Below are 15,461 nucleotides of genomic sequence, written 5' to 3'. Positions count from 1 at the left end.
ATGGATACATTAAGTGTTACACAAAGTTTACTGATTGCGCTATGGGTTGCAGCAGTCATGTCTCGTTGGCTCGGCGGAGGCGCCACACTGACTTTACGTTTTTCACCATTGATGACGGGATTAGTTGTCGGACTGGTGATGGGAAATGTGGCTCAAGCCATGATCGTTACTGCCGCTTTACAAATGATTTACATGGGGGTATTTTCTCCTGGCGGATCCATGCCGGCGGAACCTTCGATTGCTGCGGCGATTGCCGTACCGGTAGCTTTGCTAGGAAATCTGCAACCAGAAGCAGCGATTGCTGTTGCCGTTCCTGTTGGGTTGCTAGGGAGTTATTTGTATCAGTTCCGTTTCTTTATCAATACCTTCTTAGGAAAGTATACGGATAAAGCAGTAGAAGATCTTAATGCCAAGGCAATGACGCGTTCAATTATTTTATACCCAACGCTGGCTTCATTTATTTTATTTGTTCCGCTGGTATTTATTGCACTTTATTTAGGCGCTCCGCTGATTGCTGATGTCATCAATGCTCTTGAGGGGACAGTCGTTATTCATATTTTAGAAGTAGTCGGCGGCGGATTGGCAGCGATCGGGATTGCAACTACCGTCTATGTGATCGGTCGAAAAGATTATATGGTCTTTTTCTTCTTGGCCTATTTCATGAGTGTAGTTTTCAGTTCGCTGGAAATTACCATGGTCACCTATGCGATTTTTGGCATTTTGATCGCGTTGATTTTTGTTCAGTCACAAAAAGGAAAATTGGTCCCAGCCCCAGAAACGAATACAGCATCACCATCCTTTGATGATGACGATGACTATGATGACGGGTTCTAATCGATAAGGAGGAGCAGTAATGACCGAAACAATTCAAAAAGCGCAAGGCGCACCAGAAGAAATCACGAAGAAAGATGTCACAAAAGCATACCTAAGATGGCATTTCGCCAATGAGATCCCGCATTCATTTGAACGGTATTTATCACCCTCGCTTTTATACGCCATGATGCCGATTTTGCGCAAACTTTACAAAGACGATGAGGCACTGAAAGCTGCCTATAAACGCCAACTGCTGTTTTTCAATACCCAGCTGAGTTGGGGGGGCGGAGTCATCACTGGGCTGATGTCATCAATGGAACAACAGCGGGCCGAGGAAGAGCATGAGAAAAAAGAGATTTTGATGCAAGATGATCTAATGTACAACACGAAAGCTGGTTTGATGGGTGCTTTAGCAGGAATCGGAGATGCCATCGACTCAGGAACCGTTCAATATATCTTTATTGCGATTGCTGTTCCTTGGGCACAGCAAGGAAGTCCACTAGGTGCGTTGTTCCCATTCATTTGCTTTGCACTGTATCAAGTTTCTCTAGGAATGTTTTTCGCCCGTCAAGCATTTTCGATGGGGCGCAATGCAACTGGTTTGATGCAGAGTACAGGCGTCCAAACCGCAATTGAAACACTGTCGGTTCTCGGTTTGTTTATGATGGGGGTTCTGGCTGGAAACTATGTCAAAGTCAGTTCTTCGCTGCAGTTTGATATTTCTGGACGAGAATTTATTATCCAAGATATCCTTGATCAGATTGTACCAGGGATCTTGCCGTTAGCAGTTGTAATGGGCGTCTACTGGTTCTATACAAAGAAAGGATTAAAAGTCACGCAAGCATTACTATGGCTGACCTTGATTCTGATTATTTTAGCCGGTGTCGGTATTTTATAAGAAAAGGAAGTGGAAAAAATGGGTGTAGTAAATTTAGCACGAGTAGATGAACGATTGATCCATGGGCAGGTCATGATGACCTTGTCACAAAAAAGCGGAGTCAACTCGATTTTTGTAGTGGATGAGGTAGTAGCTAAGGATAAGTTCATGCGGGAATTATACAAAAATGCCGGTAGCCGCACAGGGCAAAAAACGATCGTCGTTACACCAGAAAAAGCCAAATTTTACTGGGATGAATACAACTTCAAAGATTACAACTGTATTTTGATCGCTAAAACCGTCAGTGTGATGTATGACTTAGTCAAACACGGCGTGCCAATGAAAGAATTGAACATAGGCGGTATCGCCCAAAAAGATCCCGAGAAAGATCTCTTGGTAACGAAATCTGTTTATTTAAATCAAGCGGATGCGCAAAAACTCAAAGAAATGAACGAAGCGTACGGTGTGGAATCAATCTATTTTCAAGCAACACCTTCTGCACCGAAATCAACGCTTAAAGATGTGTTGAAGCAGTTCAATTTGTAATCATTGAGCGCGTTCGTCATCTGTTGAAGAGGAAGGCGGAGGATCTTATAAAAATAGAGTTCCTCCGTCCTTGTCAGTAATTTGTGAATAGGAGAATTCGCCATGAATCAAACAGAAACATTTCGTGATTGGCTTTTCCGTTATCGGTATGTCTACTGATCGCGTTCCACGGATAAAAGCAAACAAAGATTTTTGAAGGCACTCATCGCAGATATCATTCCGTTTCGCAAAGATCTTCAGGTGATTGAGTATGATCACACGAAAAAAAACGCCTCACGCAATTTGTATGTTGGCGATCTGACCAAAGCAAAACGGATCATCTGCACATATTATGATACACCGCCACAGCATTTTGGCGATTACCATTTTTTTGATCGGCAGGAGCAAGGGCGCAAAACAAATCAATTTATTCTGACTGCTTCAGCAGTGGTGATTCTTTTTGGGTTGTTGGGTACCTGGCTTTATATCCACTTTGCATCAGGGAGATTTCCCTTGTTGTCATGGCAAACAGCGCTTTTTGCTTTAGGAGTCGGTATTTATTTTCTGCTATTAAATCGCGTAAGCCGCGGGGCAGGATTTGAGCAAAATCTGACCCGCAATACGTCCTCTATCTTAGCGCTGCTGTCACTGATCAGTCAAAACAGTCAAACAGCGACTGCTTTTGCGTTTCTTGATGAAGGAAGTTTTGGAGAACGCGGGTTGGAAGTGTTACGTGATTCAGTAGGGCCGAATGCGAAGATTTATTATTTAGATTCTATCGGCGCCGATGCTCCGATTCGAGCTATCGGCAAGCAATTCAATGAAGGGCAACTGCAGCAGCTGGCGATCGAACACAGTAGTGAAGTGATGGGCAGCATCAACTATCTGTTTTGTGCAGAAAAGCAGCAGGATCAGACGTATGTGTTGCCTAGAAAACAATTAAAGCAAAAAGAGCTGAATAGTAGGAATATGCAAAAAGTCCTTGCGTTATTTGGTTAGGAAGCGAAAAAAGGAGGAACAACATTTGTTAGGAATCGTATTGGCAACTCACGGACAGCTGAGTACTGGTTTTAAAGATGCTGCAGAGGTGATCATGGGCAGTGTCGAAAATATTGCGGTCGTTAATTTGAACCACGGAGAGGATATTCAACTTCTGGGAAACAAAATCCGTGAAGCAATCCACGAAACAGATCAAGGGGACGGTGTAGTGGTGTTTGCTGATCTATTGAGTGCGAGTCCCTACAATCAGTCGGTTGTAACGATCAATCAATTAGAAGAACCTCTTCAGGAAAAGACGTATGTGATCGGCGGAGTGAATCTGCCGATGGTATTAGAAGCGATCAATCACCAATTTTTGGCAACACCGATTGAACAGGCGGTGGCAGCAGTGATCCAGCAAGGAGAAAATAGTGTAGCGCTTTGGCACAATTCTTCAGCAGGTGATAGTAGCGAAGAAACTGATGAGGACGATGATTTTTAAAAACGAAAGGATGACAGCAAATGCAATGGGGGTTTCGATGGTACGGGGAAGGGGATACGATCCCGTTAACGAATATTCGACAAATTCCAGGAATGCACGGCATTGTAGGAACACTTCTGAATAAAATGCCCGGAGATGTCTGGGAGATTTCCGAAATCAACGCACTAAAAGCATCAATTGAAAAAGAGCATCTTTCGCTATTAGGGATTGAGAGTGTGGCGATCCACGATGCGATCAAAGCTGGAACAGAGGAACGGGATCACTACATCGATCAATATATTCAAACGATTCGGAATTTAGCAGCTTGTGATGTACATATGATCTGCTATAGCTTCAAACCAATCTTCGGCTGGGCCAAAACAAATCTATTTTATCAAAACGAGGATGGCAGCTTCTCCTTGCTCTATGATCAAGCCGTTGTGGATGATATGGAACCTAGTGAGATGTATACGCTGATCCATAGCCAATCAAAAGGCTTTCAATTGCCAGGTTGGGAAGAAGAACGACTGAAAAAGTTCCAGCGTTTGATGGCAACTTATGAAGGGGTCACTCAAGAAATCCTCTTTGATAACTTAAGCTATTTCTTAAAGCGGATCATTCCTGTGTGTGAAGAAGTAGATGTGAAAATGGCGATCCATCCCGACGATCCACCTTGGGAAATTTTTGGCTTGCCACGAATCACCAAAAATTTAGAGGACTTGAAAAAAATCATGGACATCGTGGATTCGCCTTATAATGGGGTAACGTTGTGCACCGGTTCGTTAGGTGCCGATCCAGAAAACGACATGGTGGAGATCGTTCATGCCTTAAAAGGACGCATCAACTTTGTTCATTTCCGCAATGTGTTGTTTATGGGAGAACGTAAATTTAAAGAGTCCGCCCATCTGTCCACCGAAGGATCATTAGATATGTATGCCATCATGAAAGCCTTGGTTGAGGTCGGTTTTGATGGCGTCATCCGTCCAGATCACGGGCGGACGATCTGGGGGGAAGTGGCGATGCCAGGCTATGGTCTGTATGATCGCGCGATTGGGATCAGTTATCTTCAAGGGCTTCATGAAGCCGTCTTGAAAGAGCAAATGCAATCGAAGGAAACGAAGGGAGGAAAGAGTGTATGACACTCTATGAACAATTGGCAAAAACAAGGGTATTGCCTCTTTACACTGCAACAGATCTTACCTATTTGCCAGTAGTAGAATCACTGTTGATCGAACATGAACTACCCTTTATTGAAGTGACCTTCCGCAGTGACCTTGCTTTAGCAGCGATTGAAAAACTCTCTCAATCAGGTAAATTGATCGTCGGCGCAGGCACGGTGCGCACCTTAGAACAAGCGAAAGCAGCAGTTGAGAAAGGGGCTCGCTTTATTGTTTCCCCTGCTCTTGTACCTGATGTGGTGGAATTTTGTCTTGCCGAAAACATTCCAGTGTTTCCAGGAACAGCTACCCCAAATGACATTCAACGAGCAGCGGCTTATGGCTTATCAGTTGTGAAATTTTTCCCCGCGGATATCTACGGGGGCTTGCCGGCGATCAAAGCCCTCAGCGGTCCGTTTTATGATATTCGATTTGTCCCAACTGGCGGAATTAACCTCGAAAATATGCAAGACTATTTATCTGATCCGCAAGTGCTAGCAGTTGGCGGTTCCTTCATTCTTTCAGAATCACTAGTAAAAGAAGGTCGAGAAAAGGCTGACAGCCATTTGGCGCATGTAAAATCATTGCTAAGTTGAGCAGTCAGCTGTAAATAAACAAGGTGAAGCAATGGGTGCCAAAAGATTTTGGTACCATTGCTTTTTTATTCGCAGAAAAGTAAAGGAGGCTATAGGATGAAAAAGATAAAACTGGTGATTTTTGATATGGACGGTTTGATGTTTGAAACAGGTCGTCTAGCTTACCGCGCTTATTTAAGAGCCGCGGAGGAATATGATTTTGAAGTTTGCCAAGAAGTTTATTATTACCTGACTGGCAGAACGGAAGCAGATATTCGTAAAGGGATGCAGGAACTTTATGGCAGTACGGTACCAACGGATCGATGGCGAGCAGCGATGAATCGTCAGAAAGAAGTGATTTTAGCTGAAGAAAAACGGGTGTTCAAAAAGCCCGGCCTTCTTGAACTGTTGGAAGCATTAAAAAAACAAGATTGCTTGATAGCCGTGGCATCCTCTTCATCGAAAGAAAAAATCAAGGCGTACTTTGAAATGGAACAGATGCCAGATTGGTTTGATACGGTGGTTTCTGGGGATCAAGTGCGAAAGGGCAAACCTGATCCAGAAATCTTTCTAACAGCTTGCCAAGATTTAGGCGTAAAGCCTGAAGAAGCCTTGGTATTAGAAGATTCTCTAGCTGGCATAAAAGCCGCAAAACAAGCCGAGATCCCAGCTTTTCTGATTGCGGATGATTTGAGTGCTTTGCCAGTCAAGAAAAATGGGAAGTATCCTTTGCTTAAACAGCCAAAACTTGAGCAAGAAGTAGCTGCACAGGTGAAAACTTTTTCTGATCTGACGGAAGTCAAAGACTGGCTCGTCGTGAATCATTTTTCTTGGGATTGATCGATATTCCAAGAAGTATCAACAAAGCAAAAGGGTATGAAGCAAGAAAGTACGGTGTTTTAAAACAGGCATAGTTTTGTGGAATCAGTAAAACAACAAAGGTTTATTTTGGCAATTGGTTTTTTCCTGCTCATTTCTCTATGAAGAAGGGGGAATTAGAGCGTTTTTCACTAGTTTCTAGGAATGAGGCAAAAGGCTGGCTAGAAAAACGAGTAAGATTGTAGCAGCTCACTTTACAGCTAAGTGAAGCTGCTTTTTTTACGCTATTCCTTCAGCAACGAAAAATGAGCATTGTGTTTTAAACGGTATTCTTTTGGCGTCAGTGAGGTCAATGCTTTGAAATTTCGATTGAAGGTTCGCACATTTTGAAAGCCTGCTTGTTCTGCTACTTCCGTAATCGGCAAGAGACTATGGGTCAGCAAAAAAGAGGCATGGCGTATTCTTGCTTGATTCAAAAGCCGAGGAAAGGTGCTTTTCAATTTATCGGTGATCATTCTGGAAACGTAGACGCTGCTATAACCGATACTGCTGCTTAGTTTTTCGAGCGTCAGTTCTTCTTTGAAGTGGGATTCGATGTAAACAAGTAGCTGGATCAGGATATCCTCTTGATTTTTGGCTGGTAATAAAGTCGTTTGGTGTTCAAAAAGGTAAAGGACTTGATACAGTGCCGATTTTCGTAAATAGAGGGAATCCGTTTCAAATAAAGGATAGTAGAGTTGCTTGGCAACAGATGAATCAATGGTGATCACCGGATCTGACAAAGCGAAATCTTTCGTTTTGGCGTAAAAATCTGGAATATACTCAGGTGAAAACACAAGAATATGCAATTGTGATTCCTTAGGGGTTTCAATGGCATGAGTCTGATAAGGCATGACTAATAACACTTGGCCTGTCGTAAGGACATAGGGACTTTCTTCGATTTTGACAACCGCTTCGCCATCACTACAAAAAAGCAATTCAAAGGAGCGATGAAAATGTTCCATGTAATTAAGCGAGTAAGGATGGTAACTGGAAACGCCTAGGTATTCGCCGAAATGGTATTCTTCTAAAATGGTCACGCGATCTATCCTCCATTTTTTGTCTATCGATGTGTGGAAATCGTCCTGTGAATGATAGCGATTTCATTCTATAATTATGACAGTTCAGCTGAAGAAAGTAAATAGAACAATGATTAGTGAATATTTTTAAAATGAGCTGCAGCAGCAAGTTTCTTTTTTTTGTTAGGTATATTAGTAAAGAAAACTTACTAACTGAATGAAGCTCATTCCTACTGACACTTAGTTGAATCACAAAATGCCAAAAAGGGAAAGAGGAGGAAATTTTTTTGATTACCAATCCAATACTAACAGGCTTTCATCCAGACCCGAGTATTTGTCGTGCAGGAGAAGATTATTACATTGCTACGTCGACCTTTGAATGGTTTCCAGGTGTGCGCATCTTCCATTCGAAGGATTTGAAGAACTGGCGCTTGATCAGTACACCAGTCAATCGTGTCAGTCAGTTGAATATGCTAGGAAACCCAGATTCTGGGGGAGTTTGGGCGCCAAACTTAAGTTACAGTGATGGTCGTTTTTGGTTGATTTATTCAGATGTCAAAACACAATCTAATAGTTGGAAAGATGTGAACAATTATTTGATCACCTGTGAAACCATTGATGGGGATTGGTCAGAACCAATCTATATGAATTCTTCTGGTTTCGATCCCTCGTTATTTCATGACGACGACGGCAAAAAATATTTTCTGAACATGGTTTGGGATTATCGTCCGACAAACCATTCCTTTTATGGGATCGCTCTCCAAGAGTTTGATTGGCAAGCCAAGAAATTAGTGGGGCAGCCCAAAATCATCTTCAAAGGAACAGAGCGCAAATTGACGGAAGCACCGGTTATGTATAAAGTGAACGGCTATTATTATTTATTGACGGCAGAAGGCGGCACCAAGTTTGAACATGCAAGTACCATCGCTCGTGGGACGCACATCGAAGGGCCTTATGAAGTTCATCCTCAAAACCCTCTGATCAGTTCCTGGGGACAGCCAGAGATCCTGCTACAAAAAGCTGGCCATGGTTCATTTGTGAAAACGCAGACCGATGAATGGTATTTTGTTCACTTAACAGGGCGAGCGCTGAAGTATCCCGAAACGCCCCTCTTAGAAAATCGCGGCTATTGCCCGCTCGGACGAGAAACAGCGATCCAGTCTGTTTATTGGGAAAATGATTGGCCGTATATCACAGGCGGAAACTTTCCAAAAGAGGAAGTCCCACAGCCACAGCTGCCCGAACATCCGTGGGAAACAGAATCAGGCTTTGATGATTTTGAAGAGGCGTCGTTGGTACCAGTGTTTCAAACCTTGCGGATTCCTTTTTCTGAGGAAATCGGTAGTTTGACCGCACGACCAGGGTACTTGCGCTTGTATGGGCGAGAGTCGTTCAATTCCTTGTTCCATCAAGCACTGGTGGCAAGAAGATGGAGCGATTTTCGTTTCGAAGCAACGACTGCCGTCGAATTTTCACCGACCTCGTTTCTACAGTTAGCAGGCATGACGAATTACTACAATACACAAAACTGGTCGGCGATCTACATCACTCATGATGAGACGAAAGGCAGAATCATCACTGTATTGACAAGCGAAAAGGGCCAACTGAAGAGTCAAAAAGCACCAGAAGTTGTGATACCAGCCGATGTACAAACAGTCTACTTCAAAACGATCGTTAATTATGCCCACTATCAATACGCGTACTCGTTTGATCAAAAAGAGTGGCAGGTCATCGATCAGCTATTTGACAGCTTGCAATTGTCTGACGACTATGTAGCAGAACATTACGGTGGGTTCTTTACAGGGGCTTTTGTAGGGATGTTTGCGATCGATACGACCGGCAATCGTTTGGCGGCTGATTTTGATTCATTTGACTATCAAAAAATCGAGGAGGAAGAAAGATGAAAAATTGGAAACGGGTCTTACAAACAGCGTCAGTGGCGGGCTTAGCAGCTTTTATGCTTAGTGGCTGCGGGAATGGTTCTGGAAACAGCAGCTCAGATAATAGCGCAACGGGAAGTAGTGGCAAGGATGAACTTGTGGTTTGGACCTTTACTTCAGAATTATCAACGATGATCAATGATTACTATTTGCCGGCGCATGACGACTTGGCCTATGACATTCGGATCGTGGAGATTCCTTCTGACCAATTCGAGACCAAGCTCGATCCGATTCTCGGTTCCAAAGATGCACCAGATGTGATTGCTTTAGAATCTGCCTTTGTCAAAAAATATGTGGAATCAGGCATGATGGCAGACCTTGGTTCACTGGGGCTTGATGAAGCCGCGGCAGATACGTATCAATATGTCAAAGACGTAGGGACTTCAAAAGACGGGGTTCTTCATGCCTTGGCTTGGCAAGCTGCTCCTGGCGGGTTTTATTACCGGGCATCGATGGCAGAAGAGCTGCTAGGAATCGATGATCCAGCGGCTGCGCAAGCGGCATTGTCAGACTATGACAAGTTCTATGAGCAAGCCAAAGCAGTCAAAGAAAAAAGTGGTGGAACCACCTATATGATCTCTAGTGTCCAAGATTTGGCAAAGCCTTTTTATGGACAACGCGAACATGGCTGGGTTGAAGACGGCAAATTAGTGATCGACGACAGTTTGTATGACTTGTTGGATGTATCACGAAAATTTGTAGAAGAAGGCCTGACACAAGATACAGAAGGACAATCAGAAGCTTGGTTTGCTGGAATGAATGGCGACAATGTATTCGGTTATAGTTTGCCGACATGGGGACTGCACTATTGGTTAAAACCAAATGCGACAGCTGCCGATAACTCCAGCTCAACAGAAGGCGACTGGCGCATGATCCAAGGACCTTCGTCGTGGTTCTGGGGCGGCACATGGATCGGTGCTACGGCAAATTCTGAGATGCAAGAAGAAGCTGCGCAATTGGTGGCTTACTTGACCACAGATCAAGCATTTTTAAAACAATGGGCCGAAGATACCGGTGATTTTGTATCAAATGAGCGAGTCGTTGAAGAAATTAAAGGCGAATATGAAGAGGAATTTTTAGGCGGTCAAAACCACTATGCAGAATTTGCCGATATGGTTCAAGACATCAACGCGAAAATTCTGACCGAGTATGACCAGACGATTGAAACCCTCTTTACGGATAGTTGTTTGACACCATATTCAAAAGGTGAAGTGGATCAGGAAACGGCGATCCAAAACTTTAAAGATGCGGTCGTCAATGCTTATCCAGATGTTCAAGTAGATTAGGTGTTGTTGAAACCGGCACCGAAGACGGGGTCGGTTTCAACCTTTTCTAGGTACTATGCGCTGCTTAAATGGCTTGTCTTTACAGGCAGAAGTTGGCAGTAGAAGAAATAAATATCAGGGGGATTACGATGCAGAATAAGAGAAGATTTGAACAGTATCATCGCTATGGGCTATTATTTATCGCACCATTTTTTCTAGCATTCTTGGTTTTTCAGCTTTATCCAATTCTCTATACGATTTACCTAAGCTTTACGGATCTAAAAGGGTGGAATCCAGCTGCCAATCTTGTCGGACTGGATAACTATTTTGCGATTTTTCGCAACCCGTTATTTTTAAAATCCATCAGCAATACCTTTATTTTGTGGGGCGTAAACTTTGTTCCTCAAATTGGCTTGGCTCTGTTGCTAGCGGCATGGTTTACCAATATCAAGTTGCGTTTGCGGGGGAAAGGCTTCTTCAAAGTCGTTTTTTACTTACCCAACATCATTACTGCCGCTTCAGTAGCAATCTTATTTTTCGTTTTGTTCAGTTTTCCGTTAGGTCCGATCAACCTAGTCTTGCAGCATTTCGGTGTTTTGGACCAGCCCTATGACTTTTTCCGTAGTGAAACGGGCACTCGGCTGATCGTTTCCTTTATCCAATTTTGGATGTGGTATGGTCAGACAACGATCGTTTTGGTTTCGGGCATTTTGAGCATTGATGATGCTCTTTTTGAATCAGCAATGGTCGATGGAGCCAATGATGGTCAAATTTTCCGCAAGATCACGCTGCCTTTGTTAAAACCAATCTTGCTTTATACATTGGTGACGTCTTTGATTGGCGGCTTGCAAATGTTCGACATCCCTTTTTTGCTGACAAACGGCAATCCCAACAATAGTGTCTTAACGATCACGATGTTTATCTACAACCAAGCCTTTACCGGGAGTCGGAATTTCAACGTTGCCGCAACCGCGTCGGTGCTATTATTGGCACTTTCGATCGTATTAAGCACGTTATTGTTTCAATTTTTCAAAGAAAACAGCAAAGTGGGGCGAAAATAAATGGAAAATAGCTATCGAGCAAAACGATTGTTGATCTATGTCTTTTTGGTGTTGCTGACCATCTTAAGTATTCTGCCGTTTTGGGTCGTCTTAGTCAATGCGACCCGTTCAGCAGAACAGATCCAGCAAGGGCTGTCCTTGTGGCCTGGCGGTAATCTCCAATACAACTGGTCTGTCTTAATGGGCAGAGGCTTCAATGTTTTCAATGGATTTAAAAATAGTTTCTTGATTGCGGCTGGCGCTACCGTTCTCAATGTATATTTTTCGGCATTGACAGCTTATGGCGTGATCGCCTATGAGTTTCGTGGCAAGAAAGTCCTGTTTGCTGTCATTCTTGGGCTGATCATGATTCCTCAGCAAATTAGCATGATCGGTTTTTATCAATTTATGAATCGCTTAGGGCTCTTAAATAATTTTCTGCCATTGATTTTACCAGCGATCGCATCACCTGCTACCGTTTTTTTCTTAAAGCAATACTTAGAAACGATCTATCATCCTGATTTGGCAGATTCTGCTCGTTTGGACGGAGCCGGCGAAATCAAAATTTTCCATCGCATCATGTTGCCCTTGATGAAACCGGGCTTAGCCACCATGGCGATTTTCTCGTTCGTGACCTCGTGGAATAATTTCTTGATGCCCTTGATCTTGATCAACGATACGGAAAAGTATACGTTGCCGATGCTGGTCCAATTGCTGAAAACCGATGTTTACCGTACTGAATTTGGCAGTATGTATCTAGGGATCTCATTAAGTATTATTCCTTTACTGCTGATTTACCTGTTTCTATCGAAATACATCGTGGGCGGTGTGACGGCTGGCGGAATCAAAGGATAGCGAGACCTTTTTACCAAAAGAAAACGCTGGACTGAGTCTTCAGTCCAGCATTCATTTAACGGATTACACGGGAGAGATCAAGTGCTGCAAAGCGCAAATCGTTGATATTCAAGAAATGTTTCGCCACTAAAACGTTACCGCCAAACAGCGGGGCTTGATCGCCTAATCGGCTGTTTTTGATCTTCGTGTTTTTGGTGAACTGGCTGGTCAATTTTTGTTGCAGCGCCAGTAATAAATCAGGAATTTTGCGATAGACCGAGCTGTTGATATAGACTTCTTCGGGATCAGAAAAAGTGATGACATTGTTTAGCCCAATACTAAGAAACTCAACATTTTGTTGCGCCAATTCGACTGCTGATTTTTCTCCGGCATGATAGGCTTGTGCAAAGGTATCCGAATTAACGAACGCTGTTTTTGTATAGTGACTGTAGGTGTCAAACAAGACTTTGTTCGACGCATATTGCTCTAAGCAGCCTCGATTGCCGCAAGGGCACAAGTTGCCGTGAGGAAAGAGCGTAGAATGGCCAACTTCCCCCGCCATGCCGTGAGTACCAGTTTGTAGCTGCCCATCAACGATGATTCCAACACCGATCCCACTATGGACGCTGACGCTCAGTAAATTCGTGGAATCAGAAGAAAAACAGTACTCGCCTAAAGCCGTCAGATTGGCTTCGTTTTCTATATAGACCGCCGTATTGTATTTTTGGCTCAAAGGGGCGATCAAATCAAAGTGTTCCAAGTCGTAGTAGGGGGCAAAGGTGACCGTCTGATTGTGAACGATGCCGTGGATTGCCAAACAGATTCCTACTAATCCATGAGTGGTTTGCGGCATTTGCGGCCAAAACTCTTTCATCATGGAATCGATCGTCGCTAGTACATTTTCTTTGGTGATCAATTCATGGGAATGGTCGGCAGAGGCGATCATCTCGCCATTGATATAAGAGAGCATCCCTCGAACATAGTTATAGCCGATGTCAAAGGTAACAGCTAAGCTGCTACGGTGATTGAATTGCAATTGAATCGGTTTGCGACCACCGATCGAAGTGGAATCACCAATGCCGACTTCGCGCACGAAGTCCGTGTCGATCAGTTTTTTGGTTATTTGAGAAACAGACGCTTTATTGAGATGGGTCAAATTTGACACTTCCGCTCGTGACACATTTTCATTGTCAATGATCGTCTTCAATACAGCCGCTTCATTTTGTTCGCGTATGCCCATTTTATTGATAATCATGTGTACTCCTCTTCGTAGATGTGATTAGTGTTAGTTTACCGTGCAAATTAATATTGTGCAAGCTGAAGAATAAAGAAAAGACGTAGAATGTAGGAGCTGTAGTTTGAGAAGGAAAAACCATGAAAGATTCGTTGAAAGCGCTTGACAGGAATGCGAGAATCGTTTACTATCCAATTAGTTAGTTTTGAATGCTAATTAACCGTTTGAGAGTCAATGGTTAACTGCTTCAAACAGAGGAAGGAGAGAAGAGATGGCTTATTTTTTAGGGTTGGATCTAGGAACAAGTGCGTTAAAAGGCTTAGTTTTTGATCAAACCGGGGAACTCCAAGGAACAGCAAGTGCTGACTATCCATTGTCATCCCCTAGACCGGGGTTCAGTGAGCAAGAGCCGGTGCATTGGCAAGAGGCGGCAGATAAGGTGATCAAAACCTTGATCCAGCAGCTTCCAACGTTGCAGAAGGAATTGATCGGCATCAGCTTTTCTGGGCAAATGCATAGTCTTGTTTTATTGGATGAAGAAAACCGTGTCATTCGTCCGGCAATATTATGGAATGACGTTCGGACCACCAAACAATGCCAAGCGATCATGGCATCCTTTGGAGAGGAAATAAAAGCAATCACCAAGAATGTTGCTTTGGAAGGGTTCACCTTACCAAAAATTTTATGGGTCCAAGAACACGAGCCTGAACATTGGCAACAAGTTCGTCACATGATGCTGCCAAAAGACTACTTGGCTTTTTGGCTGACTGGGAACTATTCGATGGATTATTCCGATGCAGCGGGTACGTTACTGCTGGATATCGAAAAGAAGTGCTGGTCTGAAGCCATTCAAGAAAAATTCGCAATCGCATCGGATTTACTGCCGCCGCTTTTTGAATCAGCAGCGCCTGTGGGGCAAATGCGAAAAGAGCTGCAAGAAGCCTTTGGGTTTGAACAAGAGGTGACGATCTATGCAGGTGGCGCAGACAATGCCTGTGCTGCATTAGGTTCAGGGATCATCGCCGAAGGTGTCGGCATGGTGTCGATTGGCACTAGCGGTGTGTTCTTATCCTTTGAAGAAGCGCAAGAGGTTGATTATCAAGGAGATCTACACCTTTTCCGTCATGCGATCAAAGACAAGTTGTATTCAATGGGGGTCACGTTAGCCGCTGGAAATTCCTTAAGCTGGTATCGTGATACGTTTGCCCCCAACCAATCGTTTCAGGAATTGCTTTCAGCGATCAGTGAGGTAAACCCAGGGGCAGAAGGCCTGCTGTTTACGCCTTATATCGTGGGCGAACGCACACCGCATACCGACAGCCAAATCAGGGGTAGTTTTATCGGCATCGACACACGGCATCGCGAAAAGCATTTCAGTCGTGCCGTCTTAGAAGGGATTACCTTCTCTTTGAAAGATTCCCAAATGATCATGGAAGAACGGGCACAGCGGAAATTTACCCAGATCGTTTCTGTGGGGGGCGGTGCGAAAAATGCCGAATGGCTGCAAATGCAAGCCGATATTTTTAATGCAGAAATGCTGACTTTGTCTACTGAGCAAGGTCCAGGTATGGGCGCAGCAATGCTGGCAGCAATCGGCAGCGGCATTTATCCAGATGCAACTGCTTGTGTTAACGCCTTTGTCAAATACGGCAAGGCTATTGCACCGATTCCTGAAAATGTCGCCAAATACCAAGAAATCTATGCGATCTACCGCACCGTCTACCAACAAACCGCCCCTATCTGCCATGCATTGGCGCAAATCGAGTAGCGTAAAGGCAGCAGGCAATCTACATGATCAAAGCGAGGAATCGTTTTTGGTTCTAAATGTTTGGAAACAAGTAAGTTAGTTTATTACACTAAAAAAC

The 15,461-nt window shown here is 43.7% G+C and carries 15 protein-coding genes; 13 read left to right on the top strand and 2 right to left on the bottom strand.

Going from position 1 to position 15,461, the window contains the following annotated elements:
- From IGI72_RS14795 to IGI72_RS14760, 8 genes are all read left to right on the top strand, one after another.
- Positions 1-834, top strand: a complete 834-nt coding sequence (locus IGI72_RS14795; RefSeq protein ID WP_005228432.1) for a PTS mannose/fructose/sorbose/N-acetylgalactosamine transporter subunit IIC — start codon at positions 1-3, stop codon at positions 832-834.
- 19 nt (positions 835-853) lie between these two features.
- Positions 854-1,711, top strand: a complete 858-nt coding sequence (locus IGI72_RS14790; protein ID WP_074535421.1) for a PTS system mannose/fructose/sorbose family transporter subunit IID — start codon at positions 854-856, stop codon at positions 1,709-1,711.
- An 18-nt stretch (positions 1,712-1,729) separates the two neighbouring features.
- On the top strand, positions 1,730-2,236 hold the full coding sequence (locus IGI72_RS14785) for a PTS system mannose/fructose/N-acetylgalactosamine-transporter subunit IIB (protein ID WP_005228434.1): 507 nt from the start codon (positions 1,730-1,732) through the stop codon (positions 2,234-2,236).
- A 192-nt stretch (positions 2,237-2,428) separates the two neighbouring features.
- Entirely contained in the window at positions 2,429-3,214 is a 786-nt protein-coding gene (locus IGI72_RS14780; RefSeq protein ID WP_438754685.1) for a hypothetical protein, read from the top strand.
- A 25-nt stretch (positions 3,215-3,239) separates the two neighbouring features.
- On the top strand, positions 3,240-3,695 hold the full coding sequence (locus IGI72_RS14775; RefSeq protein ID WP_086337906.1) for a PTS sugar transporter subunit IIA: 456 nt from the start codon (positions 3,240-3,242) through the stop codon (positions 3,693-3,695).
- 20 nt (positions 3,696-3,715) lie between these two features.
- Complete coding sequence (gene uxuA / locus IGI72_RS14770) at positions 3,716-4,813, top strand: mannonate dehydratase (protein ID WP_142964570.1); 1,098 nt, start codon at positions 3,716-3,718, stop codon at positions 4,811-4,813.
- Complete coding sequence (locus IGI72_RS14765; protein ID WP_151195123.1) at positions 4,810-5,427, top strand: bifunctional 4-hydroxy-2-oxoglutarate aldolase/2-dehydro-3-deoxy-phosphogluconate aldolase; 618 nt, start codon at positions 4,810-4,812, stop codon at positions 5,425-5,427. Before uxuA ends, IGI72_RS14765 begins: the two co-directional genes overlap by 4 nt.
- 96 nt (positions 5,428-5,523) lie before the next feature.
- Entirely contained in the window at positions 5,524-6,246 is a 723-nt protein-coding gene (locus tag IGI72_RS14760; protein WP_438754684.1) for an HAD family hydrolase, read from the top strand.
- A gap of 263 nt (positions 6,247-6,509) precedes the next feature.
- Here IGI72_RS14760 and IGI72_RS14755 read toward each other — a convergent pair whose 3' ends face one another.
- Positions 6,510-7,304 carry a helix-turn-helix transcriptional regulator gene (locus IGI72_RS14755; protein ID WP_005228440.1) on the bottom strand — a complete coding sequence of 265 codons (795 nt, stop codon included), beginning with the start codon at positions 7,302-7,304 and terminating at the stop codon, positions 6,510-6,512.
- A 266-nt stretch (positions 7,305-7,570) separates the two neighbouring features.
- On the opposite strand from IGI72_RS14755, the gene IGI72_RS14750 reads away from it, so the two are divergent.
- The 4 genes from IGI72_RS14750 (at position 7,571) to IGI72_RS14735 (ending at position 12,383) form a co-directional block, all read left to right on the top strand.
- On the top strand, positions 7,571-9,187 hold the full coding sequence (locus IGI72_RS14750) for a glycoside hydrolase family 43 protein (RefSeq protein ID WP_438754683.1): 1,617 nt from the start codon (positions 7,571-7,573) through the stop codon (positions 9,185-9,187).
- Positions 9,184-10,509 (top strand): ABC transporter substrate-binding protein, encoded by a 1,326-nt coding sequence (locus tag IGI72_RS14745; RefSeq protein WP_005228442.1) that lies wholly within the window; start codon positions 9,184-9,186, stop codon positions 10,507-10,509. The genes IGI72_RS14750 and IGI72_RS14745 overlap by 4 nt, the downstream gene beginning before the upstream one ends.
- Before the next feature lie 128 nt (positions 10,510-10,637).
- Positions 10,638-11,549 (top strand): carbohydrate ABC transporter permease, encoded by a 912-nt coding sequence (locus IGI72_RS14740; protein ID WP_284590857.1) that lies wholly within the window; start codon positions 10,638-10,640, stop codon positions 11,547-11,549.
- A complete protein-coding gene (locus tag IGI72_RS14735) occupies positions 11,550-12,383 on the top strand; it encodes a carbohydrate ABC transporter permease (RefSeq protein ID WP_005228444.1) in 834 nt (277 codons plus the stop codon).
- A 55-nt stretch (positions 12,384-12,438) separates the two neighbouring features.
- Here the strand turns inward: IGI72_RS14735 and IGI72_RS14730 are convergent, their stop codons facing one another.
- The gene (locus tag IGI72_RS14730) at positions 12,439-13,617 is read right to left on the bottom strand and encodes an ROK family transcriptional regulator (protein WP_015510297.1); all 1,179 of its coding nucleotides are present in this window, start codon (positions 13,615-13,617) and stop codon (positions 12,439-12,441) included.
- A gap of 250 nt (positions 13,618-13,867) precedes the next feature.
- Here IGI72_RS14730 and xylB point away from each other — a divergent pair, with 250 nt between their 5' ends.
- Positions 13,868-15,364: a xylulokinase gene (gene xylB / locus IGI72_RS14725; protein ID WP_438754682.1), complete on the top strand. Its 1,497-nt coding sequence runs from the start codon at positions 13,868-13,870 to the stop codon at positions 15,362-15,364.
- Positions 15,365-15,461: the final 97 nt, after the last annotated feature.

This window comes from Enterococcus sp. DIV1059_2, from assembly GCF_051713685.1.
GTDB lineage: Bacteria > Bacillota > Bacilli > Lactobacillales > Enterococcaceae > Enterococcus_D > Enterococcus_D casseliflavus.
The sequence above is the reverse complement of the archived record's forward strand: the minus strand, read 5'-3'. Positions and strand labels throughout refer to the sequence as shown.

Coding starts and splice junctions, on each gene's coding strand:
- IGI72_RS14795 (WP_005228432.1), top strand. CDS start 1: ATGGATACATTAAGTGTTACACAAAGTTTACTGATTGCGCTATGGGTT.
- IGI72_RS14790 (WP_074535421.1), top strand. CDS start 854: ATGACCGAAACAATTCAAAAAGCGCAAGGCGCACCAGAAGAAATCACG.
- IGI72_RS14785 (WP_005228434.1), top strand. CDS start 1,730: ATGGGTGTAGTAAATTTAGCACGAGTAGATGAACGATTGATCCATGGG.
- uxuA (WP_142964570.1), top strand. CDS start 3,716: ATGCAATGGGGGTTTCGATGGTACGGGGAAGGGGATACGATCCCGTTA.
- IGI72_RS14765 (WP_151195123.1), top strand. CDS start 4,810: ATGACACTCTATGAACAATTGGCAAAAACAAGGGTATTGCCTCTTTAC.
- IGI72_RS14760 (WP_438754684.1), top strand. CDS start 5,524: ATGAAAAAGATAAAACTGGTGATTTTTGATATGGACGGTTTGATGTTT.
- IGI72_RS14745 (WP_005228442.1), top strand. CDS start 9,184: ATGAAAAATTGGAAACGGGTCTTACAAACAGCGTCAGTGGCGGGCTTA.
- IGI72_RS14740 (WP_284590857.1), top strand. CDS start 10,638: ATGCAGAATAAGAGAAGATTTGAACAGTATCATCGCTATGGGCTATTA.
- IGI72_RS14735 (WP_005228444.1), top strand. CDS start 11,550: ATGGAAAATAGCTATCGAGCAAAACGATTGTTGATCTATGTCTTTTTG.
- IGI72_RS14730 (WP_015510297.1), bottom strand. CDS start 13,617: ATGATTATCAATAAAATGGGCATACGCGAACAAAATGAAGCGGCTGTA.
- xylB (WP_438754682.1), top strand. CDS start 13,868: ATGGCTTATTTTTTAGGGTTGGATCTAGGAACAAGTGCGTTAAAAGGC.